The organism is Streptomyces sp. NPDC050287 (assembly GCF_044459385.1).
Lineage (GTDB): Bacteria > Actinomycetota > Actinomycetes > Streptomycetales > Streptomycetaceae > Streptomyces.
This window is the reverse complement of sequence record NZ_JBITIY010000005.1, coordinates 460,771-484,248: the sequence shown is the minus strand read 5'-3', so window position 1 is coordinate 484,248 and position 23,478 is coordinate 460,771. Positions and strand designations below refer to the sequence as shown.

23 protein-coding genes are annotated in these 23,478 nt (G+C 70.7%); 7 read left to right on the top strand and 16 right to left on the bottom strand.

The window, feature by feature from the left end; translation table 11 throughout:
* Window positions 1-52: 52 nt before the first annotated feature.
* From ACIBK3_RS20805 to ACIBK3_RS20765, 9 genes are all read right to left on the bottom strand, one after another.
* Window positions 53-649, bottom strand: a complete 597-nt coding sequence (locus ACIBK3_RS20805; RefSeq protein WP_399367355.1) for a GTP-binding protein — start codon at window positions 647-649, stop codon at window positions 53-55.
* On the bottom strand, window positions 630-998 hold the full coding sequence (locus ACIBK3_RS20800; RefSeq protein WP_399367815.1) for a DUF742 domain-containing protein: 369 nt from the start codon (window positions 996-998) through the stop codon (window positions 630-632). The genes ACIBK3_RS20805 and ACIBK3_RS20800 overlap by 20 nt, the downstream gene beginning before the upstream one ends.
* A 17-nt stretch (window positions 999-1,015) precedes the next feature.
* Complete coding sequence (locus ACIBK3_RS20795) at window positions 1,016-1,444, bottom strand: roadblock/LC7 domain-containing protein (RefSeq protein WP_399367813.1); 429 nt, start codon at window positions 1,442-1,444, stop codon at window positions 1,016-1,018.
* Between the two features lie 8 nt (window positions 1,445-1,452).
* Window positions 1,453-3,813, bottom strand: a complete 2,361-nt coding sequence (locus ACIBK3_RS20790; RefSeq protein WP_399367353.1) for a nitrate- and nitrite sensing domain-containing protein — start codon at window positions 3,811-3,813, stop codon at window positions 1,453-1,455.
* 240 nt (window positions 3,814-4,053) lie between these two features.
* Window positions 4,054-4,449, bottom strand: a complete 396-nt coding sequence (locus tag ACIBK3_RS20785; RefSeq protein ID WP_399367351.1) for a Zn-ribbon domain-containing OB-fold protein — start codon at window positions 4,447-4,449, stop codon at window positions 4,054-4,056.
* Window positions 4,446-5,597, bottom strand: coding sequence for a thiolase family protein (locus ACIBK3_RS20780; RefSeq protein ID WP_399367349.1), 1,152 nt, complete (start codon window positions 5,595-5,597; stop codon window positions 4,446-4,448). Before ACIBK3_RS20780 ends, ACIBK3_RS20785 begins: the two co-directional genes overlap by 4 nt.
* 4 nt (window positions 5,598-5,601) lie before the next feature.
* A complete protein-coding gene (locus tag ACIBK3_RS20775; RefSeq protein WP_399367347.1) occupies window positions 5,602-7,176 on the bottom strand; it encodes an AMP-binding protein in 1,575 nt (524 codons plus the stop codon).
* 47 nt (window positions 7,177-7,223) lie between these two features.
* Window positions 7,224-8,714: an aldehyde dehydrogenase family protein gene (locus tag ACIBK3_RS20770; protein ID WP_399367345.1), complete on the bottom strand. Its 1,491-nt coding sequence runs from the start codon at window positions 8,712-8,714 to the stop codon at window positions 7,224-7,226.
* 103 nt (window positions 8,715-8,817) lie between these two features.
* Window positions 8,818-9,960: an acyl-CoA dehydrogenase family protein gene (locus tag ACIBK3_RS20765; RefSeq protein WP_399367343.1), complete on the bottom strand. Its 1,143-nt coding sequence runs from the start codon at window positions 9,958-9,960 to the stop codon at window positions 8,818-8,820.
* A gap of 85 nt (window positions 9,961-10,045) precedes the next feature.
* On the opposite strand from ACIBK3_RS20765, the gene ACIBK3_RS20760 reads away from it, so the two are divergent.
* The 6 genes from ACIBK3_RS20760 to ACIBK3_RS20735 all read left to right on the top strand — a co-directional run bounded on the left by ACIBK3_RS20760 (window position 10,046) and on the right by ACIBK3_RS20735 (window position 15,437).
* Window positions 10,046-10,801 (top strand): SDR family NAD(P)-dependent oxidoreductase, encoded by a 756-nt coding sequence (locus tag ACIBK3_RS20760; RefSeq protein WP_399367341.1) that lies wholly within the window; start codon window positions 10,046-10,048, stop codon window positions 10,799-10,801.
* A gap of 10 nt (window positions 10,802-10,811) precedes the next feature.
* Window positions 10,812-11,582 carry an enoyl-CoA hydratase/isomerase family protein gene (locus ACIBK3_RS20755; RefSeq protein ID WP_399367339.1) on the top strand — a complete coding sequence of 257 codons (771 nt, stop codon included), beginning with the start codon at window positions 10,812-10,814 and terminating at the stop codon, window positions 11,580-11,582.
* Between the two features lie 64 nt (window positions 11,583-11,646).
* The gene (locus ACIBK3_RS20750; protein WP_399367337.1) at window positions 11,647-12,801 is read left to right on the top strand and encodes a CaiB/BaiF CoA transferase family protein; all 1,155 of its coding nucleotides are present in this window, start codon (window positions 11,647-11,649) and stop codon (window positions 12,799-12,801) included.
* 23 nt (window positions 12,802-12,824) lie between these two features.
* Window positions 12,825-13,736 carry an SDR family NAD(P)-dependent oxidoreductase gene (locus ACIBK3_RS20745; protein WP_398654671.1) on the top strand — a complete coding sequence of 304 codons (912 nt, stop codon included), beginning with the start codon at window positions 12,825-12,827 and terminating at the stop codon, window positions 13,734-13,736.
* The gene (locus ACIBK3_RS20740) at window positions 13,733-14,251 is read left to right on the top strand and encodes a DoxX family protein (RefSeq protein WP_399367335.1); all 519 of its coding nucleotides are present in this window, start codon (window positions 13,733-13,735) and stop codon (window positions 14,249-14,251) included. The genes ACIBK3_RS20745 and ACIBK3_RS20740 overlap by 4 nt, the downstream gene beginning before the upstream one ends.
* Before the next feature lie 28 nt (window positions 14,252-14,279).
* Window positions 14,280-15,437, top strand: coding sequence for an acyl-CoA dehydrogenase family protein (locus ACIBK3_RS20735; protein WP_399367334.1), 1,158 nt, complete (start codon window positions 14,280-14,282; stop codon window positions 15,435-15,437).
* Between the two features lie 81 nt (window positions 15,438-15,518).
* Here ACIBK3_RS20735 and ACIBK3_RS20730 read toward each other — a convergent pair whose 3' ends face one another.
* The 7 genes from ACIBK3_RS20730 to ACIBK3_RS20700 all read right to left on the bottom strand — a co-directional run bounded on the left by ACIBK3_RS20730 (window position 15,519) and on the right by ACIBK3_RS20700 (window position 22,524).
* On the bottom strand, window positions 15,519-16,634 hold the full coding sequence (locus ACIBK3_RS20730) for an acyl-CoA dehydrogenase family protein (protein WP_399367332.1): 1,116 nt from the start codon (window positions 16,632-16,634) through the stop codon (window positions 15,519-15,521).
* On the bottom strand, window positions 16,631-17,875 hold the full coding sequence (locus ACIBK3_RS20725) for an acyl-CoA dehydrogenase family protein (protein WP_399367330.1): 1,245 nt from the start codon (window positions 17,873-17,875) through the stop codon (window positions 16,631-16,633). Before ACIBK3_RS20725 ends, ACIBK3_RS20730 begins: the two co-directional genes overlap by 4 nt.
* 29 nt (window positions 17,876-17,904) lie before the next feature.
* Complete coding sequence (locus ACIBK3_RS20720) at window positions 17,905-19,053, bottom strand: thiolase family protein (protein ID WP_399367328.1); 1,149 nt, start codon at window positions 19,051-19,053, stop codon at window positions 17,905-17,907.
* Window positions 19,050-19,490, bottom strand: a complete 441-nt coding sequence (locus ACIBK3_RS20715; protein ID WP_399367326.1) for a Zn-ribbon domain-containing OB-fold protein — start codon at window positions 19,488-19,490, stop codon at window positions 19,050-19,052. Before ACIBK3_RS20715 ends, ACIBK3_RS20720 begins: the two co-directional genes overlap by 4 nt.
* 1 nt (window position 19,491) lies before the next feature.
* Window positions 19,492-20,403, bottom strand: coding sequence for an SDR family oxidoreductase (locus ACIBK3_RS20710; protein WP_399367324.1), 912 nt, complete (start codon window positions 20,401-20,403; stop codon window positions 19,492-19,494).
* Window positions 20,404-20,482: 79 nt separating this feature from the next.
* Window positions 20,483-21,202 (bottom strand): hypothetical protein, encoded by a 720-nt coding sequence (locus ACIBK3_RS20705; protein ID WP_399367322.1) that lies wholly within the window; start codon window positions 21,200-21,202, stop codon window positions 20,483-20,485.
* Window positions 21,202-22,524: a phenylacetate--CoA ligase family protein gene (locus tag ACIBK3_RS20700; RefSeq protein ID WP_399367320.1), complete on the bottom strand. Its 1,323-nt coding sequence runs from the start codon at window positions 22,522-22,524 to the stop codon at window positions 21,202-21,204. Before ACIBK3_RS20700 ends, ACIBK3_RS20705 begins: the two co-directional genes overlap by 1 nt.
* 142 nt (window positions 22,525-22,666) lie before the next feature.
* Between ACIBK3_RS20700 and ACIBK3_RS20695 the strand changes: the two genes are divergently transcribed.
* The gene (locus ACIBK3_RS20695) at window positions 22,667-23,446 is read left to right on the top strand and encodes an electron transfer flavoprotein subunit beta/FixA family protein (protein WP_399367318.1); all 780 of its coding nucleotides are present in this window, start codon (window positions 22,667-22,669) and stop codon (window positions 23,444-23,446) included.
* Window positions 23,447-23,478 lie beyond the last annotated feature (32 nt).

Genomic DNA, 23,478 nt, shown 5'->3' with positions numbered 1-23,478 from the left:
ACACAGCCCGAGCACCGGGTAGACGGCCAACTCTACTAGATAACTGATTGAACTAGGTTACCGAGTTCGCGGCAATGAGATGTTCGGCCAGTGCGACGAGCAGATCGCGGCCGACCGCCCGCTGCCGCATGTCCCCCATCACCATGGGGACATCCGGGCCGAGGTCGAGCGCTTCTCGGATCTCCCACTCGTCGCGTTCCATGCGGCCGTGGAAGCAGTTGACGCCGATGACGAAGGGAATGCGACGGCTCTCGAAGAAGTCGATGGACGCGAAACTGGACTCCAGCCGGCGGGTGTCGGCGATGACCACCGCGCCGAGCGCACCGTGCACCAGGTCGTTCCACATGAACCAGAAGCGCTCCTGGCCGGGCGTCCCGAACAGGTAGACCACCAGCTGTGGGTTGATCATGATGCGGCCGAAGTCCATGGCCACCGTGGTGGTGGACTTCCGCTCGACGCCCTCGACGTCGTCGACGCCCACGCTCGCGACGGTCAGATACTCCTCGGTGCGCAGCGGCGCCACCTCGCTCACCGCCCCGACCAGGGTCGTCTTGCCCACACCGAAACCGCCGGCCACCAGGATCTTGACTGCCGCAGGTGCCGAGCCGTCGTAGGCCCGGCCCGCGGGGTCAGAGTCTGCGAAGGCCATCCCTCACCGCCCGAAGAAGTGTCATGTCCATTGTATTTCCTACCGCTACAGCGATCGGTGGGCGGGTTGTGGCCCGGCCCAGAGCGACCAGGTCGTCGATCAGGATCTTCGTCACCGCCACCGGCAGGTCCAGTTCCGCGGCGATCTCGGCCACCGCGGCGGGTGTCCGGCACTGCTGGAGGATCGAGCGGTGTTCGGGTTGCAGGCCTCGCAGACCGGCCCGGCCGGCCGCCGGTTCGACGGTCGTCACGAGGGTGATCAGAGTGAGGTCGTCGCGTGCGGGTGCCGTCCGGCCCTGGGTGATCGTGTAAGGCCTGACCGACAGCTCGTCAGCGTCCCCGTCTTCCAGGCCGTCCATCCAGTGGTTCACTCACGTACACCGCCCTCGCCGGCGGGCGCCCCGAAGCGCGCCTCGGTGCTCATGCGCTGGCCCACCTGCTGCATCAGGGTGTGCATGGCCACGGCCATCAACTCGGCGTCCACTTCCTGGGATGCCACGACGGCCAGATGCGTGCCGCGGCCCGCGGCGGAGATGAACAGCCACAGGTCGGTCAACTCCACGATCACCTGGTGCACCGAACCGCCGCCGAACAGCTGCCCGACCCCGCGGGCCAGACTCTGCTGGCCGGTGGCGATGGCGGCGAGGCGCTCGGCGTCGCCGCGGGCGATGGTGCGGGACTGGCTGACCACCAGCCCGTCGTCGGACAGCACGATGGCGTGGTGCGTACCGGGAACCTGTTCGACCAGGCCGTCCAGCAACCAGTCGAGGTCCGGGTGGGTGGCGGTCGTTCGCATTGTCATGGTCAGTCTTCCGTCGGGATGCGTCTACGCTGCGGCAGCACGTCGGTGGGTTCGTGGTCGGTCGGGGGAACATCACGCCGGACCATCCGGGACTGGCGCTGGAAAGCACCGATCGTCGCGCCGGAGCGGGTGGGCGCGGACCGCCGGGGTGCCTGTTCGTCGGCCGCCTGCGCCCCCAGGCCGGCGTTCGGGTCCCGCAGTTCGTCGGCGAGACTGGCCAGGCGCACCCGCTTGGGCAGCGGTTGCACGTCCGGCGCGACATCCACGCGCACTGTCCCGTTTCCCCGCGGTGCGCCGGCCATCTGCGGCACCGGGTGGGGACGCGGCGGCCGGGTCCACACATCACTGGCGGGGGCCGGGGCTTCGGGCGGTCCACCGCGGCCGGTCATCAGCGTGTCCGCGTCCGGGGCCGTCCCGTGCTCCATACCGGGCACCTCCGCCACGGCCGCCTCGGGGGGCGGCGGCCAAGCGGCTTCGGCCGCCGCGGACCTGAGCCCATTGCCTCCGGGAGCCTCGACGACGAGTTCGTCGGGGATGAGGACGACCACCCGGGTGCCGCCGAACGAGGAGGGCCGCAGTTCCACCTGGATGTCGAGGGCACGCGCCAGCCGGGCCACCACATAGAGGCCGAGCCTGACGTCGTCCGCCCGGGACATGACGTCCAGGCGGGGCGGCTCGGTCATCAGCCGGTTGGCTTCGTCGTACTGCTCGGGGTCCATGCCCACGCCGCGGTCCTCGATCTCCACCGCGAGACCGCGTCCCACCCGGGCGGCGTACACCTCCACGGGCGTCGGCGGCTTCGAGAAGCCCACCGCGTTCTCCATCAGTTCGGCCAGCACGTGGATCACCAGGCCGACCGCGCGCTCGGCCAGCCACACGCGCTCCTCGACGTCGATCTGGATCCGCCGGTAGTCCTGCACCTCGCTCTGCGCGGAGCGGAGCACGTCCAGCAGCAGGACGGGCTTGCGCCAGCGTCGCTGCGGCTGGCCGCCGCCGAGGATCACCAGGTTCTCCTCGTAGCGCCGCAGCCTGGCGGTCAGGTGGTCGAGGTCGAACAGGCCCTCCAGGACCTCGGGATCCTCGTGCCGCCGCTCCAGCTCACTGAGCTTCTTCATCTGGAGTCCGATGAGCAGCTGGGTGCGCCGGGCGATGCGCTGGAGCAGCTTCTCGAACCCGCGGAACTGCGAGACCTGAGCCATCGTCGTGTCCAGCGCGCTGTGCCGCGCGAGGTTCAGCGCCTGGCCCAGCTGGCCCAGTTCGTCATCGCCGTGCTGGATCGCGGGGAGTTCGGCGTCCAGGTCCACGAAGTCTCCGCTGCGCAGGCGTTCGACCACGTCCGGCATGCGGGTCTGCAGGTCCAGGGCGGCGACGCGCAGCGCGGTGATCCGGCGGCGCAGTGTCCGGGTGAGCATCGCGCTGACCAGGACGACCAGAAGCACCGCCACGGCGCCCACCACGCTGGTGACGACCAGTCGCTGCACCATCGCGTCCAGTTCCTTCTCGGTGGCCGCCGTCAGGGTCACGGAGTAGGCGTTGTTGAGCTGTTGGAGCTGGGTGGCGATGGTCCCGACGCTGTCGCTCCAGGTCTTGCCGAGCCCCTTGGAGAACTTGTCCGCGTCGGTCCCGGAGCCGGCGCCGGCGCCGGCCAGCACGTTCTGCTCGACCGCCGTCTTCTGCTTCCAGGCGATGCCCGCCATCAGCTTGTGATAGAGCGCGACCTGGTCGTCCGGGACGAGGGGCACGACCTTGTTGTCGTAGAGGAACTGCTGCGAACCGATCCATCCGGCCAGCTGCCCGCGTTCGGTGTCGGAGAGCCGTCCGGTGACCGAGCCGCGGGTGAAGAGGGCGTTCTCCCGCGAGATCATCTCCATGCCCCAGACCGAGTCGATGGCCGGCCGGGCGAGGTAGTCGATGTTGGGCAGACCGACATGGCTCAGTACGGTGAACAGGTTCAACTGGCTGGAGATGAGGCTCGTGTAGCGGTCGAACGTCTGCTGCTGCGAGGCGGTCCGCTGGTCCACCCCCGCCCGGTAGTCGGCCAGCTTCCGCAGGTTCCTGCCGACCTGGACGACGTCGTCGCGGATGTCGGCCGGGGCGTTCCATCCGCTCTCGGGCAGTTCCTGGACGCTGGTCACGTCGGCGTCGGTACGGGCGCGCTGCTCGCGCAGCGCCTTCTGATAGCCCGCGGGGGAGGCGAGCTCCGCGCCGCTGAGCCGCCGTTCCTCCTGGAGGTCGAAGAACGCGGCCATGATCGGACGTGCCGCCGCGTTGGACGCCGCGTTGCGGTCCTTCTGCGTCTTCCAGTCGCTGTAGAGCTGCGTGGAAGTCGTCAGCCACAGGCCCACGAGGGTCACGCTGGGCACCAGCGCCAGGATGAGCAGGACGGTGCGGAGCGACGGTTGTCGCCGGGTTCCGCTGCCCGTCGGGCCTTGTCTCTTCGATGCACGCGCGTGCACTGCCACTGCGGTCCCCAGCGATGCTCCAAGTGACAGGCCGCTCCGTTGGGCCCGCACGATGACGCGCCGATGCTATCTCTGGATACCGCTATCTAAATACACTTAGGGCACTAAATTTACACAAGATCCTGGGCGAAACAGGTGTGATCAGAGTGACGGCACGAAATACGGCAGCGTGATCTCGTCCGTGAGGGGCCTGAAGTCGACGCGTACGGGCATGCCGATGACGACGGCATCCGGGTCGCCGGCGTCGACGTGGGAGAGCAGGGTGCCGCCGTCGTCCAGGTCGATCACGGCGAGCGCGAAGGGCGTGTCGAAGCCGGGGCCGGGCGCGCGGTGCACCACGGTCACCGAGTAGACGGTCCCCCGGCCCGAGCTGGGCACGTACCACCATTCCGGCCCCATGCACCCGGGACAGGCGGGCTCGGGAACGAAGAAGCGAAGGTCGCAGGCCGGGCAGTACGGGACGACCAGGTCGCCGCGCCTGGCCGCTTCCCAGAACGGTTCGGACAGTTCGGTGGGAACGGGTACGGGCCGGCTCATCGCATCCTCCCCAGCACGCTCATCTCGTAGTGCTGCGCGCCGGAGCCGGCGTTGCCAACGACAGCCAGTTCCGCGCCTTCGACCTGGTGCACGGCGGTGCCGCGCACCTGCCGTACGGCTTCGACGACTTTGAGCGTCATCTGCTGGGTTCCGTTCCAGGCGTACGAGAGACAGCCGCCGTCGGGATTGACGGGATGCTTGCCGCCCACGGCGATGGCGCCGCTGGCGGCCAGTGGTCCGCCCTCGCCCTCACCGCAGAGGCCGAGTGCCTCCAACTGGCGGATGATCTCGAAGGAGTTGGGGTCGTACAGGGAGAAGACGTCCACGTCGTGCGGGCTGACGCCGGCCATCGCGAACGCGCGGGTGGCGGCGTCCCGGCCGAGCCCGCCGACCTCCCGGTGCAGGGCCGGGTTGGCGTACGCGGCCTGGTGGTACTCCATGCCACCGCCGAGCACGGCCACGGGCGGGTGCGGCAGGTCGCGGGCCCGTTCGGCGGTGGTCACCACGAGCGCGGCGCCGCCTTCACCGACGATGCAGCAGTCCAGCAGGTGGAAGGGCGTGGCCACCATGCGCGAGGCAAGCACGTCGTCGGCGGTGTACGGGCCGCGGCCGTACATCATCGCCTCCGGGTTGGTGGTGCCGTTGTTGCGGATGGTGGCGGCGACCTCCGCGAGCTGGCGGGAGGTCGTGCCGTACTCGTGCATGTGCCGTGCCGCCACCAGCGCGAACTGGGCGACGACATAGCTGCCCCACACGTCGGCGAACTCCAGCGGCACACCCGCCCCGACGGGACCGGCCCCCCGCGAGACCAGCTTGCAGCCGCCGACGACGACGGTGTCCGCGAAACCGGCCCGCACCGCTGCCGCCGCCTTCAGCAGGCCCCGTGAGCCGGCGTTGTCGAGCATCGAGTCGCTGGTCCAGCGCAGGTCCCGGCCGAGCATGCGGGCCCAGGAGCTGCCCTCGCCGGGTACGCCGCCCGGGCCGGGCCAGTCGACCTGGGCGCCGTCGACGTCGGCCGGGGTGAGCCCGGCGTCCGCGATCGCGCCGCGCACCGCTTCGAGGGCGAGGTCCATGGCGCCGCGGTCAGGGAGAGTCAGCGCCTGTTCGGTGGCGTGCACGCCGACGATGACGGGTTGGCGGCCGTTCACCGGGTCACCGTCCCGCGCCGAGCTGGTCGCCGCCGGGGTAACCGCCCCCGCCGAAGCGCTCGTCGAGCGCCTGGTAGTCCTTGGCGTAGTCCTTGGTGCGCGGCAGTGCGTCGACGAACTCCACCGTCTTCGGCTTCTTGTACGAGGCTATCCGCGCCCGGCAGTGCTCGATGACGTCCTGAGCCGTGACCGGCTCGGCGCCCGGCTGGAGCACGACCACGGCCTTGACGTCCTGCGCCCAGCGCTCGTTGGGCACGCCGATCACGGCGGCCTCCTTCACCGCCGGGTGCGCCTCGATGCAGTTCTCCACCTCGGCCGGGAAGATGTTCTCGGCCGCCGACTTGAGCATGCGGGTCGTGGTACCGAGGAAGCTGATCGTGCCGTCCGGCTCGCGCCGGCCGAGGTCGGTGGTGTGCCACCAGCCGAAGCGGAAGCGTTCCTCGTTGATCTCGGGCCGGTTCCAGTAGCCGAGGTGCACGAGATCACCGCGGACGCAGATCTCGCCGGCCTCGCCGGCCGCGCACTCCGTACCGGTGCCGTCCAGGACGCGTACGGCGGTGAAGGGGCCGGGGCGGCCCGCGTTGCCGGTGCCGGTGCCGCCGTAGGCGCCGGTCACGGCGAAGCCGGTCACCTCGGTCTGCCCGTAACCGCGGCCCATGCCGCCGCCGTTGCGGGTGAAGCGGCTCTCATCGGTGGGGACGGTGCCCTGCCACAGCTGTGCGGCGACGCTCGCGCGCAGGTGGGACAGGTCGTGGCCGGCCTCGCGGTTCAGCGCGACGAGCTGCGCGATGGTCGGGGGCATCAGGTAGGCGTGCGTGCACTTCTCGCCCGCCAGCAGCAAAAGCAGTTCCTCGGCGACCACGCGGCGGACGATCACGTTCTTGCCGCCGTGGACGAAGGCCGGGACGCCCCAGAACTGGTAGTTGCCGATGTGGAACATGGGTCCGGCGCCGAGGAAGGCGGTCTCCGTGCCGATGTCCCCCATCCAGGCGGCGCTCGCGCCCATGGCGAGAAGGTTGCGGTGCGAGAGCATCGAGCCGGACTGCCGGCCGGAGATCGCCGCGGTGTAGATGACCAGGAGCGCGGAGTCGGGGTCGACGTCGGCGATGGGGTCCTCGGATGAGCCGGCCGCCAGGAAGGACTCGTACGAGCCGGGTCCTTCAGCGTCATGTCGCAGCCACAACGCCCGGTCGTCGCCGCCGAGTTCGGCCCGTGCCTTGGCGACCGTGTCGCCGATCTCCTCGTCCTGCCAGACGACCACCTTGGGGTCGAAGTCCTCCACGGCGAAGGCCATCTCGGGGGCGGCCCAGCGCCAGTAGCCGGGACAGACCATGGCGCCGACCTTCGCGGCGGCGCCGAGGAGCTCCCAGATCCGGTAGGAGTTCTGGCCGAGCCACAGAACGCGGTCGCCGGGGCCGACGCCCGCGTCCGCGAGGGCGTGGGCGAGCCGGTTGGTGCGCTCGTCCAGCTGGGGCCAGGTCAGCCGGACGTCGCCGTCGACGAGGGCGACGCCTTCGGGGAAGGACCTTCGGTGCTCACGGATGATGTCGCCGAACGTCAGGCGGCGGGCGGAATGCATGCTGATGGCTCCAAAAGCTTCGAAGGCTTCGAAAGGTCGAGGGGTCGTCAGACGCGACCGATGCCGACACCCTTGACGTTGATGAACTCGTCCAGACCGGCCTTGCCGCCTTCTCGTCCGAACCCGCTGATGCCGACACCGCCGAAGGGCGTCGCGGGTGAGGTGATCGGGTTCGGGCCGGGGTTGACGTAGACCGTCCCGGCCTTCAGGCGCGGCACCAGGCGGTTGACCCGGGTGATGTCACGGGACTGGATGTAGGCGGACAGGCCGTACTCGGTGTCGTTGGCCAGGGCGACGGCCTGGTCCTCGGTGTCGAACGGGGTGATGGCCAGGACCGGGCCGAAGACCTCCTGCTGGGCGAGGTCGCTGCGGTTGTCGACGTCCGCGAAGACGGTCGGGGTCACGAAGTAGCCGTCGGAGTCGATGCGTTCGCCGCCGTACACGAGCCGGCCGGCACCGTCCTCGATCGCCTTGTCGACCATACCCTGGACGCGGTCGCGGGCGGCTTCGTTGATCAGGGGTCCGATGTACGTCGTCGGGTCGAGCGGGTCGCCGACCGGCAGGTGGGCGATCACCCCGGTGACCCGCGCGATGACCTCGTCGTAGATGGAGCGCTCGACCAGCAGCCGGGTGGGCAGTGCGCAGCCCTGTCCGGTGTTGCTCATGGCGAAGGCGGCGCAGTACGGGACGACGGTGTCCAGGTCGGTGTCGGCGAAGAGCAGGTTGGCGGACTTGCCGCCGAGCTCGAACACGACCGGCTTGAGGCTCAGTGCCGCGTCCGCCATGACGCGGCGCGCGGTGGCGGGGCCGCCGGTGAAGGAGATCTTGTCGACACCGGGGTGGGTGACCAGGGCCGATCCCGCGTCACCGAGCCCGGTGACGACGTTGATGACGCCCTCGGGGATGCCGGCCTCGCGAGCCAGGTCGGCGAAGAGCAGCGCGGAGAACGGTGTGGACTCGGCCGGTTTGATGACCACGGTGTTGCCGGCGGCGAGCGACGGCGGGACCTTCATGGCCAGCGACAGCGCGGGCGAGTTCCAGGTGATGATGTGGCCGATGACGCCGTACGGCTCGGCGACGGTGTACTCGACGTTCTCGTGCGGGCTGTAGGCCGCGCCGACCATGCCCTCGATCTTGTCGGCCCAGCCGGCGTAGTACTCGGTCCACTCGGCGACGTGCGGTCCGACGTTGTCCGCCCAGCCACCGATGCACACCCCGTTCTCCAGCGGGCAGATCGCCGCGAAGTCGGGGATGTGGTCGCGCAGCAGCCCGGCGAAGCGGGTGAGCAGCCGGCGGCGCTCGGCGGGGCGCATGGTGCCCCACACCTCGAAGGCCTGGCGTGCGGCCGCGACGGCCTGGTCCACCTCGGTCGGCCCGGCGAGCGGGATGTGCGCCTGGATCAGACCGGTCGCGGGGTTGCGGTGCTCGTAGAGGCCACCGCTGGTGTCGGTGACGTCCTTGCCGCCGATGACCAGCCGCGGCCGCGGCAGGTCGTGCTCGGCTCTGTCCTGGTGCAGCTTCACATCGACCGTGACCACGGGGTGCCTCCTCGAGACCGCGCAACACTGCGCACATCAGGCTAAATAGCTAACCTATTTATCCAAGGTAGTCAATAAGTGCGGGACGCCCCGGATCGTGAACTCACAGGCCCAGCGACCGCCCGATGATCTCCAGCATGATCTCCGAGGTCCCGCCGAAGACCCGCTGCACCCGGCTGTCCCGCCAGATGCGGGCGATCTCGTACTCGTTGACGTAGCCGTAGCCGCCGAAGAGCTGCATGCACCGGTCGATGACCTCCCAGCCGGTCTCGGAGGTCCAGTACTTGGCGGCCGCGGCCTCGTCGGCCGTCAGCTCACCCTCGAACAGGGCCATGATGCAGCCGTCCACGTAGACCCGGGCGACGTTCAGCTTCGCCCTGATGTCGGCGAGCGCGAACCTGTTGGCCTGGAACTCCCCGATCGGCTGCCCGAAGGCGGTACGGGTCTTGGCGTACTCCAGCGCCAGCGCGTAGGCGCGCTCGGCCGCCGCGAGCGAGGACACGGCGATGGCGAGCCGCTCGGTCGGGAGGTTGCCCATCATGTGGTAGAAACCGCGCCCCTCCTGTCCGATGAGGTTCTCGGCGGGGACCCGGACCTCGTGGAAGAAGAGCTCGGCGGTGTCCTGGGCCTTCATGCCGACCTTGTCGAGCTTGCGTCCGCGCTCGAAGCCCTCGGCCCCGCGCTCGACGACGATCAGGCTGATGCCCTTGTGGCCGGCCTCCGGGTCGGTCTTGCAGGCGACGATGACCAGGTCGGCCAGGATGCCGTTGGTGATGAAGGTCTTGGAACCGTCGATCACCCACTCGTCGCCGTCGCGGCGGGCGGTGGTGCGGATGCCCTTGAGGTCGGACCCGGCGGACGGCTCCGACAGCGCGAGCGCGCAGATCGTCTCGCCGCTGATGACACCGGGCAGCCAGCGGGCCTTCTGCTCCGGTGTGGTGAGGTTCATCAGATAGGGCGGGATGACGTCGTTCTGCAGCCCGAGTCCGATGCCGACCGTGCTGGTGGCCGCCATTTCCTCCGCCATGATGGCGTTGTAGCGGAAGTCCCGGATGTCCTGGCCGCCGTACTCCTCCGGGAACTGCCAGCCGATGAGTCCGGCCTTGCCCGCCGCCGCCCACGCGGCCCGGCTCACCTGGCCGTCACGCTCCCACTGCTCGGCGTACGGAGCGCATTCCCGCAGGTAGAACGTGCGGGCGGTGTCGCGGAACAGCTCGTGTTCCTCGGTGAAGATCGTTCGGCGCATGCTCGACTCCACTCATGCATCTCGCTTATTTAGCTGAAGTAGTTATACGATAGCGCTGTATCGGGACCTGGGCGAGGGAGGACGCGTGAGCGTACGGGACAAGGTGGCATTCGTCACCGGAGCGGGACGCGGCATCGGCGAGGCCATCGCCGACCGGCTCGCCGCCCACGGGGCCGCGGTCGCCGTCTGCGACCTGGACCCGGAGGCCGCCGCGAAGGTCGCGGGCCGGCTCGTGGAGCGGCACGGGGTGCGGGCGACGGGGGTCGGCGCGGACATCTCCGACAGCGCGGCCGTCCACGCGGCCGTGGAACGGGTGAGCGTCGAGCTCGGCCCGGTGGACGTGCTGGTCAACAACGCGGCCGTCGATGTGATCGGCCGCTTCGTCGACAGTACCGAGGACACCTGGGACCGGATCATCGCCGTCAACCTGCGCGGCACCATCACGATGACCCGGGCGGTGCTCGACTCGATGACCGAACGCGGCGGCGGCCGGATCATCCACATCGCCTCCGACGCCGGCCGGGTCGGCTCGTCCGGCGAGGTGGTGTACTCCGCGACGAAGGGCGGGGTCATCGCCTTCGGCAAGGCGCTGGCCCGCGAGGTCGCCCGGTACGGCATCACCGTGAACAGCGTCTGCCCGGGGCCGACCGACACGGCCCTGCTCGGGCAGGTCGCCGAGTACAGCCAGAAGATGTACGACGCCACCGTGCGGGCCATCCCGCTGCGCCGCGTCGCCCAGCCGGGCGAGATCGCCGGTGTGGTCGCCTTCCTCGCGTCCGACGACGCCGCCTACATGACCGGGCAGACGCTCTCGGTCAGCGGCGGCCTCACGATGGTCTGAGGTGAGCTGCGTGCTGCGTGTCGAACTCCGGGACCGGATCGCCGTGCTGACCCTCGACCGGCCGGGGCAGCTCAACGCCATCGGCTCCGGGACCGTGGAACAACTGACACACGCGCTCGGCGACCTCCGCCACGACGACGACGTACGTGCCCTGGTCGTGACGGGCGCGGGGCGGGCCTTCTCGGCCGGTGCCGACCTCGGTGAGATCGAGTCGTTCACGGCACCCGGGCAGTTCCGAGCCTTCGTGGGACGCCTGACCGAGGCGTTCGCGCTCCTGGAGGACTTCCCCAAGCCCTCGGTCGCGGCCGTCCACGGGTTCGCCTTCGGCGGCGGACTTGAGCTGGCCCTCGCCTGCGACCTGCGGGTCGCGGAGCGCGGCGCGCGGCTCGGCCTGCCCGAGATGAAGCTCGGTGTGCTGCCGGGCGCGGGCGGCACCCAGCGGCTGCCGCGCCTGGTACCGGCGGCGATCGCGAAGCAGATGATCCTCACCGGCGAGCCGATCGGTGCGGAGCGCGCCCACGCGCTCGGGCTGGTCAACGAACTGGCCGAGCCCGGCGGCGCGCTCAAGGCCGCGGAGGAGTTGGCGGCGCGGCTTGCCGCCGGGGCTCCGCTGGCGCTCGCGGCGGGCAAGCGACTGATCGACTACGGGCTCGGCATGGACCTGGAGGCGGCCATCGCGTACGAGCGCGAGACCGTCTCGGTGCTGTTCTCCACCGAGGACCGGGCCGAAGGGCTCAAGGCCTTCCGGGAACGCCGACCGGGCGACTTCCGCGGCGTGTAGCAGGCGGTTCAGCAGGCGTACGGCAGGCGTGCAGCTGGCGTCCCGACAGATCTGGAGGTGGGCCGTGCGGCCACTTGAGGGCTATTCCGTGGTCGAGCTGGGCATGTGGGTGGCGGCACCGGCCGCGGCCACCATGCTCGCCGACTGGGGCGCGGACGTGGTGAAGGTGGAGGCGCCGACCGGCGACCCCAACCGCTACACGCTCAAGCACGTCGGTCAGGACATCGACAGTGCTCCCCCGTTCGAGACCGACAACCGCGGCAAGCGCGGGATCGTCCTCGACCTGCGCTCGGACGACGGCAAGGACGTACTGGAGCGGCTGCTGGAGCGGGCCGACGTGTTCGTCACCAACCTGCGCCCGGGCGCCCTGGAGCGGCTGGGCCTGTCGCCCGACGAGCTCCGCGCCCGCCATCCCCGCCTGGTCGTCGGCACGTTGACGGGCTACGGCTGGACGGGCGCCGAGCGCGACCGCGCCGGGTACGACGTCTCGGCGTTCTGGGCCCGGCCCGGCATCGCCGCCATGCTCAACCCGGCCGGGGAGCCGCCGCCCGGTATCCGGCCCGGCCTCGGTGACCGTACGGCCGCCGCCAACCTGGTCGCCGGGGTACTGGCGGCGCTGCTGCGCCGCGAACGCACCGGCGAGGGCGGGGTGGTGGACGTGTCGCTGCTGCGGTCCGGCACGTACGCCAACGGAAACGACCTCGCCCTGCAGAACTTCTTCGGCAAGCGGGGCCGTACCCGCCACCGCACCGAGCACGAGTCGCCGCTCTACAACTCCTACCGGGCCGCCGACGACCGCTGGTTCTGGCTGGTCGGCCTGGAGGGCAACCGGCACTGGCCCGGGGTCGTCAAGGCGCTCGGCCGCGAGGACCTGGCGACGGACGAGCGCTTCGCGACCGGCAAGGCCCGGCGCGGGCACGTACGCGAGCTGATCGGCGAGTTCGACGAGGAGTTCGCGAAGCGGCCGCTGGCGGAGTGGGCCGAGCGCTTCGACGCCGAGGGCGTGTGGTGGGCGCCCGTGCAGACCCTGGCGGAGGTGGCGGCCGATCCGCAGGCGGAGGCGGTCGGGGCGTTCGTCGAACAGCCCGGTATGGGTGACGCGCCGCCGCTGCGGACGGTGGCGACTCCCGTCGCCTTCTGGGGCGTCGACGAGAAGCCGCGCGGCGGCGCTCCGACGCTCGGCGAGCACACCGACGAAGTGCTCCGCGAACTCAACTGAACTCATCTATCTGGAGGTACGGCGTGGGCATCCTCGACGACAAGGTCGCCATCGTCACCGGCGGCGGCAGAGGCCTCGGCCGGGCGCACTGTCTGGCGCTCGCCGAGGCCGGCGCGACCGTGGTGGTGAACGACCTCGGCTCGGGCATACACGGCGAGCAGACCGGTGACTCCCCCGCCGACGAGGTCGTCGCCGAGATCACCAAGCTCGGCGGCCGGGCGATCGCCAACCACTCCTCGGTGACGGACTGGGCGGCCACCGAGACCATGGTCGCGGACACCGTGGCCGAGTTCGGCCGTCTCGACATCGTCGTGAACAACGCGGGCATCGTGCGCGACCGCATGCTGTTCTCGATGACGGAGGCCGAGTTCGACACCGTCATCGCGGTGCACCTGAAGGGCACCTTCGCGCTCACCCGGCACGCGTGCGCGTACTGGCGTGAGGCGTCGAAGCGGGGCGAGCGGGTCGCCGGCCGCGTGATCAACACGACGTCCGGCACTGGCCTGTTCGGCAACCAGGGCCAGTCCAACTACGGGGCCGCGAAGGCCGGGATCGCCGGGCTCACCGTCCTGACCGCCCTGGAGATGCGCCGGTACGGTGTCACCGCGAACGCCATCTCGCCGATCGCGGCGACGCGCATGACGGACGGGCTGGCCGTCGGCGAGTCCCTCCAGGCCGTCGAGGGCTTCGACCCGCGCGATCCCGCCAACGCCTCCGGTGTCGTCGTCTACCTGGCCTCCGACAGCGCGGCCTGGCTGACCGGCCAGGTCCTTCGCATCGAGGGCAACCGGCTGAACCGGCTGCAGGGCTGGACCGTCGCAGCCGTCCACCCGAGCCAGTCGGGGCAGGCCCTCACCTACGACGAACTCGTCGACGCCGTACCACAGTTGTACGGCGCTGTCCCGGCCGGCCGGGCGACGGGAGCCGGCCAGTGAAGGGCCACGACGCCGCCGCCCTCGTCCTGCGCGCGACCCTCGGTCCGATGCTCTTCGCGCACGGCTGGAACAAGGTCGCCGGACCGGGCGGGCTCAAGGGCACCACGGGCTGGTTCGAGGCGCTCGGTCTCCAGCCGGCCGAGGTGCACGCCCGTATGGCGGCCGGCACCGAGATGGCGGCCGGGGTGGGCATCACGCTCGGCGCGGCCAACCCGCTGCCCGCGGCGGCGGCCGTCGGCCTGATGACCGTGGCCGCACGCACCGACCACCGCGGCAAGGGCTTCTTCGTCTTCAAGGGCGGCTGGGAGTACGCCGGTGTCGTGGGCGGCGCGGCCGTCGCACTGGCGGCCCTGGGCAACGGCCGCTACTCGCTCGACGGCCTGCTGCGACGCCAACGCGCGGGCACCCGGCACGCGTTGCTGGCGGCCGGAGTCGGCACGGCGAGCGCGGCGGCACTGCTGGCACTGTGCTATCGGCCGCAGCAGAAGCCGGACGAGACCGAAACAGATCACTGAGTACAACGAGAACTATCAGGGAGTCGACATGGACGCGGCTGACTTCAGCGCGGTGCTGTCCGAGGTCCGGCGTTTCGTCCGGGAGCGCGTCGTGCCGCTCGAGGCGGAGATCGACGAGAAGGACGAGATGCCCGCGGACATCCGCGAAGCGGCCAAGAAGATGGGCCTGTTCGGCTTCGCGCTGCCCGAGGAGTACGGCGGACTGGGTCTGTCGATGTTCGAGGAGGCCCAGTTGATGTTCGAGCTGGGCTACACGACGCCGTCGCTGCGTTCGATGTTCGGCACCAACAACGGCATCGCCGGTCATGTCCTCATGGTCGGCGGTACGGAGGAACAGAAGGCTCATTGGCTGCCGAGGATCGCCTCGGGTGACGTTCTGGCGTCGTTCGCGCTCACCGAACCGGAAGCGGGTTCCGATCCCTCGACGCTCACCACGAAGGCACACCTCGACGGCGACCACTGGGTGATCAACGGTGCCAAGCGGTACATCACCAACGCCCCGCTCGCCGACGTCTTCATGGTGTTCGCCCGCACCGACCCCGACGCCCCGCGCACCCGCGGCATCTCCACCTTCCTGGTCCCGGCCGGTACGCCGGGCCTCACCGTGGCTCCCAAGGACCACAAGATGGGCCAGTTCGGCGCCTGGACCGCGGATGTGTTCTTCGACGACGTACGCGTGCCGGCCTCCGCCCTCGTCGGCGGTGACGACGGTCTGAACCGGGGCTTCCCCACGGCGATGGGCTGCATCGCCCACGGGCGGGTGCACATCTCCGCCCTGATGGTCGGCATGGCCGAGCGCCTGGTCGACGAGTCGGTCGCCTACGCGAGCACCCGCAAGCAGTCCGGGAAGCTCATCGGCTCATTCCAGCTCGTCCAGGGCCTGATCGCCGACTCGCAGACCGACTACTACGCCGGACGCGCCACCGTCCTGGAGGCCGCTCGCGGCTTCGACGCCGGCACGGACACCAAGATCGGACCGTCCTGCACGAAGTACTTCGCCAGCGAGATGGTGTGGCGGGTCGCGGACCGCGCCGTCCAGATCCACGGCGGCGCGGGTTATATGCGTGGCGTCGCCGTCGAGCGCTTCTACCGCGACGCCCGGCTGTTCCGCATCTACGAGGGCACCAGCCAGATCCAGCAGGTCATCATCGCGAAGGCGCTGCTGGGCGAGGCGGCGCGCGGTTGACCGGCACAAAGGTGGGTGAAAAAGGGTGAAGGCTCCGGGAGACCGGGGCCTTCACCCTTCTTTCGTGTTCCTTCGCGTCTGTCAGATCCCGAGCCGGTCCAGCAGCCGCTCGTGGTACACCGCCGGGCCGCCGAAGAGCAGCTGGGAGGACTTGGCCCGTCGGAAGTACAGGTGGGCCGGGTGTTCCCAGGTGAAGCCGACGCCGCCGTGGACCTGGATGTTCTCCATGGCGGCGGTCATGTACGCCTTGGAGCAGCAGGCGTGTGCCACCGCGGCGGCGACCGGGAACTCGTCCGAGCCCTCGTCGGCGAGCAGCGCGGCCTCCCGGCTCGCCGCCTCCGCCAACTCCACCTGGACGAGCATGTCGGCGCACTTGTGCTTGACCGCCTGGAAGGAGCCGATCGGCCGGCCGAACTGATGACGGACGCGGGCGTATTCCGCGCTCGCCTCCAGGCACCGGCGCGCCCCTCCCGCCTGTTCGGCGGCCAGCCCCACCGAGGCGATGTCCAGGACCTTGGCCATGATGCGGCCGCCGGCCCCCTCCGCCCCGACGACGGTCGCGGGCACGGCGTCGAAGGTCAGCCGGGCCATGGCCCGGGTGGCGTCCAGCGTCTGCATCGGTTCCGCCGCGAGTCCCGGGGCGTCCCGCTCCACGGCGAACAGAGTGGGACCGGCGACGGTACGGGCGACGACGAGGATCAGGTCGGCCGTCGTACCGTCGATGACGAAGCACTTGCGGCCGCGTACCGTCCAGCCGCCGTCGCCGTCCGGCACGGCGCGCGCCGAGACCATGGCGGGGTCCCAGGAGCCGTGGTCCTCGGCTACGGCGAGGGTGGCCGTGGTCCGTCCGGCCGCGATGCCGGGGAGGAGACGCGCACAGGCCTCCTTGTCCCCCGAGGCCAGCAGGGCCTGGGCAGCCAGGAGGACGGTGGCGAAGAAGGGGGCGCAGAACAACGCACGGCCCATCTCCTCCAGGACGACGCCGAGTTCGACGAGGCCGAAGCCGTCACCGCCGTACTCCTCGGGGATCGCCAGGCCCGGCAGGCGCAGTTGGTCGGCCGCCTGGGACCACACCGCCGGGTCGAAGCGGGGCTCGCTCTCCATGAGCTTGCGTACCGCTTCCTCAGGCGACTTGGCCTCCAGGAACTCCCGTACGGACGACCGCAGTTCCCGCAGTTCGCTCTCGTCGGCGGTCACGGCCGCACCTCCTTGGCAGCGGCGGTCACCGGTTCCTTGGGCAGGCCGAGGACGCGTTCCGCGAGGATGTTCTTCATGATCTCCTCGGTGCCGCCGAGGATGCGCAACGCCGGCGTGGCCAGGAGCAGTTCGGTCCAGGCGTAGGTGCCCCACTGGCCGGTGTCGGCGATGATGCGGGGGCCGAGCACGTCGGACACGAAGTGCGCCGCCCGGGTCAGGTTCTGGCCGTACATCAGCTTCGAGACGGACATCTCGGGGCCCGGCGCGACGCCGCCGCGCAGCTTGCGCAGGGCGCGGGCGTTGAGGTGCTCGGTGGCCAGGACGTCGACCAGGAGTTCCGCGAGGCGGGCGCGCAGGGCGCGGTCGTCCCAGGTCCAGGTGGCCCGCATGAGCGCCGAGAGGTGGTCCGGGGACAGGGCGGCGGCCACCGGGCCGACTCCCTCGCTGCCGACCGTCGCGCGCTCGTTCATCAGGGTGGTCAGGGCGACCGTCCAGCCGCCGTCGACCTCGCCGAGCCGGTGGTCGTCGGGGATGCGGACGTCGGTGAGGAAGACCTCGTTGAAGTCGGCGCCGCCGGTCATCTGCCGCAGCGGCCGTACCTCGACGCCGGGGGTGTCCATGGGGACCAGGAACGCCGTGATGCCACGGTGCTTGCGCGCGTCGGGGTCGGTACGGGTGAGGGCGAGGCCGATCTGGCTGTGCTGGGCGACCGAGGTCCACACCTTCTGCCCGTTGAGCACCCAGTCCTCGCCCTCCCGGACCGCCCGCGTGGCCACGCTCGCCAGGTCGGACCCGGCGCCGGGTTCGCTGAACAGCTGGCAGGCGATGGCGTCACCGCGGTACATCGCCGGCAGCCAGCGGTCCTTGATGTGGGACTGGGCGTGGGCCAGGATCGTCGGCCCGATCATGCCCAGGCCGATCACACTGAGCACACCGGTGTCGGCGACGTCGTACTCCGACTCGATGACGTCGTAGAGCAGGTCGTGGACGGGGGTCAGGCCCCGGCCGCCGTACTCCACCGGTCCGGTGATCCAGCCGAAGCCGTTCTCGTAGCGGATCCGCTGCCACTCCCGGGCCCGCTGCACGAACTCCCGCTCCTCGTCGGGCGGGAGGCTGCTGAAGTACGCCATCGAGTCGTCGCCCTCGCCCCAGGCGACGGCGGTGCGGTCGGAGGCCTTGGCCACGTGCGCGTCGAGGAAGCGGCGCGCCTCGGCGGCGAAGTCCTGCATGTCCTGTTCCATCGCGGGTCCCTGCTGCTCTCAGGTCGATCTCAGGTCGAGAGGATCGTCACCGCCGACGCGCCGGGCGCGCCGTACAGGTGGGTGTAGCCGACGCGCGGTGTGCCGGGGATCTGGCGCGTGCCCGCCGTACCGCGCAGTTGGAGCACGATCTCGTGGATCTGGCGCAGCCCCGACGCGCCGATCGGTTCCCCGTTGCCGAGCAGTCCGCCGTCGGTGTTGACCGGGAGCCGCCCGCCGATCTCGGTGGCGCCCTCGGCGATGAGGCGTTCCTGCTCACCGTCCTTGCAGAGGCCGTTCTCCGCCATGTGGATGATCTCCGACCCGGCGTCGGTGTCCTGGAGCTGGGCGACGTCGACGTCCTCGGGGCCGATGCCCGCGCTTTCGTACGCCGCCCGGGAGGCGTCCACGCTCGGGCTGTCCACCGGCTCCCCGACCGGGAAGGACGGGCTCTGCACCTCGAACGCGCCGAGCCTGCGGCTGCGCAGGGCGGTGGCGCGGACCCGTACGGGGCTGGACGTGTACTTGTGGGCCTGGTCGGCCCGGCACATCACGATCGCCGCGGCGCCCTCGTTCGGGCCGCAGTACATGAACTGGCGCAGGGGGTAGTTGAGGACCGGGGAGGCGAGGACCTCCTCGGGCGTGAGGGGCGTCCGGCGCCAGGCCTTCTCGTTCCCGGCCGCGTTGCGGAAGTTCTTCGACGCCACACGGGCGAGCGTCTCGTGGGAGATGCCGTGCTCGTGCATATAGCGGTTGATCTTCATGCCGAAGAAGTGGGTGGTGAGGAAGAGCCCGGTCTGCCCGTACCAGGAGGGGATGCCGGCCACGGACGGGTCGGCGGCGAACGCGCCGCGCGGGTGCTTGTCCAGGCCGATGGCGATGGTCAGGTCGTGCTCGCCGGTCTCGATCGCGCGGGCGGCCAGCGCCACCGCCGTACCGGCCGTCGCGCAGCCGTTGAAGACTCCGCGCAGGGGTACGCCGGTCAGGCCGAGCCGGCCGACGATCGCGTCCGGGTTGGCGACCTCGTAGCTGCCGATGTAACCGCCCTGGATCTGCGGCCAGGTGACGCCCGCGTCGGCGAGCGCCAGTCGTACCGCGTCCGCGCCCATGTCCAGCGCGGGCTTGCCGGGGAACCGGCCGAAGGGGTGGAGGCCCACCCCGATGATGACGGCCTCGGTCACGGTGTCTCCTCCTCGGCCGGGGCGAACGCGAACGTCATGACCTCGGTGCCGTCGTCCTGAACGGTGTAGGGCACCAGCGTGAGTCGCATGTCCTGCCCGATCTTCAGCTTCTGTGGGTCGGGTTCGGTGAGCCGGGCCTCGACCAGCAGCTCGCCGGGGAGTTCGATATACCCGACGGCGTAGGGCTCGAAGGCCTCCGGGCCGTCGTACGGCGGGGACGGCGGGCGGAAGTCCTGGGTCGTGTACGTCCACAGCGTCCCGCGGTCCGCCAGGAGCCGTTCGTTCGACTCGTCGCTCGCGCACCGCACGCAGGTCGCGGCGGCCGGGAAGCTCACCAGGTCGCACTCCGCGCACTGGGAGCCGATCAGGCGAAGGGGCGCGGCGGCGGGCGGCCAGGTGAACAGGCCGTCGGCGACCGGGCGTTGGGTCGTCGTCATCTCAGGCCCCGTTCCGGTTGCCCAGGGCGTCGGCGTTCGGAGCCGCCTTGGCCACCAGGTTGGGGACGACGGAGGACAGCTCCTCAGGGGTCCAGCGGGTGTCGGCGCTCGCGCCGGGCCCGTTGACCCAGCCCTCCAGGACGGTGATCCGGTTGCCGACGACTCCGAAGACCCGGCCGGTGACCTCGCGCGAGGCGGCCGAGCCCAGCCACACCACGAGCGGTGAGATGGCCTCGGGGGTCAGGTCCTGGCTCTCGGCGGCCTGCTTCATCATCTCGATGTCCTCGGTGAGCCGGGTGAGCGCGGTGGGCGCGATGGCGTTCACCGTCACGCCGTAGCGGGCGAGTTCGGCGGCCGCGATGATCGTGAGGCTCCCGATGCCGGCCTTGGCGGAGCCGTAGTTGGACTGGCCGGGGTTGCCGAAGATGCCGGACGGCGAGGTCGTGTTGATCACCCGCGCGTCGTTGACCTGGCCGGACTTGGCGCGTTCGCGCCAGTACGCGGCCGCATGGTGCAGGGTGGCGAAGCTGCCCTTGAGGTGGACGGCGATCACACTGTCCCAGTCCTGCTCGGTCATCGACACGATCATCCGGTCGCGCAGGATGCCGGCGTTGTTGACCAGCACGTCCAGGCCGCCGTAGGTGTCCACGGCCTGCTGGACGAGGCGTGCGGAGCCCTCCCAGGTCGAGATGTCGTCCGTGTTGGCCACCGCCTCGCCGCCGGCCGCGACGATCTCGTCGACCACGGTCTGCGCCGGCCCGGCCGAGGCGCCCGCTCCGTCGCGCCCGCCGCCGAGGTCGTTGACCACGACCTTCGCCCCGTGCGCGGCGAACGCCAGGGCGTGTGCCCGGCCGATCCCGTTGCCGGCGCCGGTGACGACCACGACCCGGCCGTCGACCACTCCTTCGGTCATGCTCAACTCCTCTGTCGGATCCATCGGATCCATCGGTCTGTCCGGGTCCATGGGGGGCCATCTAGGTCCATCGGGTCTGTCAGGAAGGCCGGTCGGCCTCGGCGAGCAGCACCCGCGGGTCCTCGCTGCCGCAGGCGCACCGGCCCGTGAGGACGCGGCCGGCGATGCCGAGCGGCGTCTCGTCGAGCGTCGACGCCCGCCCTTCCCCCGCCGCCACGGTCAGCTGTCCGTCCCGCTCGCCGACCCGCCATTCGGCGGCGTTGACGTGCGCGCCGGTCCGCTCGGGGCACTCCAGGGCGAGGGCCGGGCCCACGACCGAGATCACGGAGGCCGTCACCCCCACCCCGCGGAGCACCGGTACGGCGGAGGGCCGGGCCAGCACCACCGACGTGGAGCGGAACATCTCACCGATGTCCGCCGTGCCGGCGAGTCCCTCCAGGGTCTGCGCCGACAGGCCGATCACCGCGTGCGGGCTCAGCTCGCGGTGGAAGACCGCGGTGCGTCGGTGGTCCCAGCCCATCGCCTCGGCGATGCCGTACGGCACCTTCAGCGTGCGCAGGGCCCCGATCACCGTGTGGCCCCAGAAGCCCTCGAAACCGGAGGCGGTCAGCAGGGCCCGTTGCCCGGCGGCGAGGCCGTGGTCCCGCAGCCGTGCGGTGGCCCACTCGGTGTCGCGGGCGAGTTCCGCCCAGGTCAGGTCCAGGTCCCGGATGCCGTCGGCGGTGCGGATGCGCACGAGGTAGGCGAGTTCCGGGCGGTCCAGTGTCCTGGCCCGGGCAAGCGTGTCGGCGCGGGCCATCAGCTCTTCACCACCCGGGGGAACTTGGCGACGCTGGTCATGGTCTTCAACAGGTCCTCCTCGGTGCGCATGTCGAGCACCGGCTTGACGCCCGTCCGCTCGCGCACGGCCTCGCTCAGCCGGCCGGCCAGGGCGTCGACGTCGCCGGTGAGCGCGGGGTCGTAGCCGACGCGCAGACGCAGTTCGTCGACCTCGCGGTGGTCGCGGACGATCTGGAAGACCCCCGCGACGGTCTCCGGCTGGTCCTCGACCGCCTGCCAGACGTCCCGCAGGACCACGGAGCGCCCCTGGACCACCGTCTCGTCGCCGCGTCGTCCGGCCACCCACATCCGGGCGTGGGTGCGGCCGCAGCCGCAGGTGTCGCGGGAGAGGCGGACCAGGTCCTCGCTGCGGTACCGGATCAGCGGCGCGGCCCGGTTGTCGAGGTCGGTGGCGACCAGTTCGCCGAGGTCGCTCTCGGCGACGTCGTGCCAGCCGTGCTCGTCGACCTCGACGCACTCGGCGAAGACGGTGTCCTCCCACAGGTGGAAGCCGTCGTGCTCGCGGCACTCCCAGGCGGTGCCGGTGTCGGCCGCGCTGGTGTACTCGTAGACGTCGATGCCCCAGTCCTCGCGGATCCGCTCGCGCATCTTCCGGCTGAGGGGCTGGCCGGCGCACGAGGCGCCCTTGAGGGAGGAGAAGGCTTCCTTCAGGTCGGTCTTCTCGGCCAGGTGCTCCAGCTCGACCATCTGCGGATACATCATCTGCAGGTAGGCGGGGCGGTAGGTGCGCAGGGCCTCGACGACCCCGGGCATGTTCCCCATCCAGGTGTCCACCTCGATGACCACCGCGCCCAGCGCCTGGAAGCCGGCGTCCATGAAGTTGCGGAAGGTTCCGGGCGGGCTCAGCACCCGGTCCCCCGGCCTGAGGCCCAGCTCCCACAGGTCACGCACCTGCGCGGTCACCAGGGGCGGCGCGTCCTGCCAGATCTCGGCGAAGAACTCCGGGTCGCCGGTGGTGCCCGAACTGGAGGAGACCGAGGTCAGCTCCTCGACCGGGACGCAGAGCAGACCGCCGAAGGGGTCGCCGGCGCGGGTCCGGTAGGCGCGGATCATGTCCTTGGTGATGAACGGAATCCGTGCCCGGAAGTCCTCCAGGGAGCGGATGTCACGCGGGTGGACCCCGTGCTCGTCCCACAGCTCGCGGTAGAAGGCCGAGTTGGCGTAGGCGTACTCGACGAGCTCCAGGACCTGTTCCTCCTGCCGCGCGCGCAGCTGCTCGCGGGGCATGGTCTCCACCTGGGGCTCGAAGTACCTGTCAGCGGTGTCCCTGTCACCGACCATGGCGCCTCCTCGCGGCTCAGTGCCCAGATCTTCCAGCTATCAGCGCAATCAGTCAACCAATTCGACGGATTGACTGCGAGACTCGCGCTGGACCGATCTATATAGTTAACTATTAACACTCATTGAACCACAGGAGGGCGCCGTGAAGATCGTTGTCTGCGTGAAGCACGTCCCCGACGCCACGGCGGACCGCACCTTCACCGAGGGCGGCACCACCGACCGGGCGTCGGTCGACTCACTGCTGTCCGAACTCGACGAGTACGCCGTCGAGCAGGCCCTGCGCCTCGCCGAATCGGACGCCGAGGTCGAGGTCAGCTACCTCACCGTCGGCCCCGACGACGCCCGCGACGCGCTGCGCAAGGCGCTGGCCATGGGCGGCGACGGGGCGATCCATGTCAGCGACGACGACATCGAGGGCAGCGACGCCTTCGGTACGTCGCTCGTGCTGGCCAAGGCGATCGAGCGGCACGGCTTCGACCTCGTGCTGTGCGGGATGGCGTCGACCGACGGAACCATGGGCGTCGTACCGGCACTGCTGGCCGAGCGCCTCGGCGTCCCGGCCGTCACCCACCTCGAGGACCTGGCGGTCGAGGACGGAACGGTGAGCGGCCGCCGCGAGGGCGACGGCGCGACCGTACGGATCCAGGGTGCCCTGCCGGCCGTCGTCTCGGTGACCGACCGTTCCGGGGACGCCCGCTACCCCTCCTTCAAGGGGATCATGGCCGCGAAGAAGAAGCCGCTGGAAACCCTCGACCTCGCCGACCTCGGGATCGAGACCGGCGAGGTCGGCCCGGCCGGCGCCCGTTCGGCCGTGGACACGACGACCCGGCGTCCGCCGCGCACCAAGGGCGAGATCGTCGCCGACGAGGGGACGGGCGGCACCTCACTGGCCGCGTTCCTCACCACCAAGAAGTTCATCTGACCGCGTCCCGCCCCGAAGACCTGAAGGAGTTG

Coding starts and splice junctions, on each gene's coding strand:
- ACIBK3_RS20805 (WP_399367355.1), bottom strand. CDS start 649: ATGGCCTTCGCAGACTCTGACCCCGCGGGCCGGGCCTACGACGGCTCG.
- ACIBK3_RS20795 (WP_399367813.1), bottom strand. CDS start 1,444: ATGCGAACGACCGCCACCCACCCGGACCTCGACTGGTTGCTGGACGGC.
- ACIBK3_RS20785 (WP_399367351.1), bottom strand. CDS start 4,449: ATGAGCCGGCCCGTACCCGTTCCCACCGAACTGTCCGAACCGTTCTGG.
- ACIBK3_RS20775 (WP_399367347.1), bottom strand. CDS start 7,176: ATGCATTCCGCCCGCCGCCTGACGTTCGGCGACATCATCCGTGAGCAC.
- ACIBK3_RS20765 (WP_399367343.1), bottom strand. CDS start 9,960: ATGCGCCGAACGATCTTCACCGAGGAACACGAGCTGTTCCGCGACACC.
- ACIBK3_RS20735 (WP_399367334.1), top strand. CDS start 14,280: ATGGACGCGGCTGACTTCAGCGCGGTGCTGTCCGAGGTCCGGCGTTTC.
- ACIBK3_RS20725 (WP_399367330.1), bottom strand. CDS start 17,875: ATGGAACAGGACATGCAGGACTTCGCCGCCGAGGCGCGCCGCTTCCTC.
- ACIBK3_RS20715 (WP_399367326.1), bottom strand. CDS start 19,490: ATGACGACGACCCAACGCCCGGTCGCCGACGGCCTGTTCACCTGGCCG.
- ACIBK3_RS20710 (WP_399367324.1), bottom strand. CDS start 20,403: ATGACCGAAGGAGTGGTCGACGGCCGGGTCGTGGTCGTCACCGGCGCC.
- ACIBK3_RS20705 (WP_399367322.1), bottom strand. CDS start 21,202: ATGGCCCGCGCCGACACGCTTGCCCGGGCCAGGACACTGGACCGCCCG.
- ACIBK3_RS20700 (WP_399367320.1), bottom strand. CDS start 22,524: ATGGTCGGTGACAGGGACACCGCTGACAGGTACTTCGAGCCCCAGGTG.